This is a genomic window from Kitasatospora sp. NPDC001225 (genome assembly GCF_053597855.1).
The window spans coordinates 1-1,010 of record NZ_JBSFJC010000498.1 but is presented as its reverse complement, the minus strand read 5'-3'; the positions used below and the strand labels follow the sequence as shown (position 1 = coordinate 1,010).

General features: G+C 72.8%; 2 protein-coding genes. Both read left to right on the top strand.

The window, feature by feature from the left end; genetic code table 11:
* A partial coding sequence (locus tag ACWDCZ_RS41740; RefSeq protein ID WP_449818779.1) for a response regulator transcription factor occupies positions 1–179 on the top strand: 179 nt, incomplete at its 5' end.
* A 144-nt stretch (positions 180–323) separates the two neighbouring features.
* Positions 324–935 (top strand): hypothetical protein, encoded by a 612-nt coding sequence (locus tag ACWDCZ_RS41735; RefSeq protein WP_449818778.1) that lies wholly within the window; start codon positions 324–326, stop codon positions 933–935.
* Positions 936–1,010: the final 75 nt, after the last annotated feature.

Here is a 1,010-nt window from a genome sequence, read left to right as displayed (position 1 = left end):
GGGAGTTGGAGGTGCTCACGCTGATCGGCCGCGGGCTCACCAACACCGAGATCGCCGAGCGGCTGTGCGTCAGCACGGGCACGGTCAAGACCCACGTCGGCCACCTGCTGGCGAAGCTCGCCGCCCGCGACCGCGTCCACCTGGTGATCACCGCCTACCGGGCGGCCCTGGTCGCCTGACACCCGCCCCGGGCTCCTGGACCCCGCCACCCGTGACAGCGGGTGATGACGCTACTCGGCGCAGCGGGTTTGCCGCCCGTCAGCGGGCCCGGAACGCTGGGAGCCCGGGGGGGGAGCCACCCGCCACACCAGGAGTCCCCGCAGATGTCCCCGAAAACCGTCGCCGCCCTCGCCGCGGGCCTCGTCGGCACCATAGCCCTCGCCCACGTCGCCTTCGCGGGCGCCCCCGTCACCCTGAACATGGCCACCGGCAGCGCCGAGTGCACGCTCACCTGGGCGAAGCCCGGCATCACCTTCAAGGCCCTGACGCCCGGCGGCAACGCCGCGTCCTTCCGGGACGTCGACGCCACCGGGACGGTCACCATCGACCTCACCTCCGTCGGCAACCCCATCACCCTGGCGAACTCCGTCTACATCCGGACGGCGGCCAAGGGCGGCTTCACCCTGACCGACGCCTCCGGCCGCTACGTGCAGGTCTCGAACCTCGAAGGCAGCCTCTCCGGCGACAGCACCTTCGTCGTGCAGACCAGCAGCGACCCCGCCGGCACCCGCCTCCCGGTGTACAACATCCCCACCCGGCCCCGGATCAGCCCGGACGTGCAGTCCGTACTGCCGCCGCGCGTCAACCTCGCGCTCTCCGACATCTGGATGAGCGTCCTGCCCGAGTTCGCCACCGTCATGAACCAGACCTTCGGCGACGGCACCCTCCGGCCCGGCGACCAGCTCGGTACCTGCACCGCCCGGACCACCTCCTGACGCGGCCGCCACCGGGCGATACCGGGGCGCCGACCGGGTACAGGTGACGGGGGCGGCCCCGCCCCTGACCCCTCG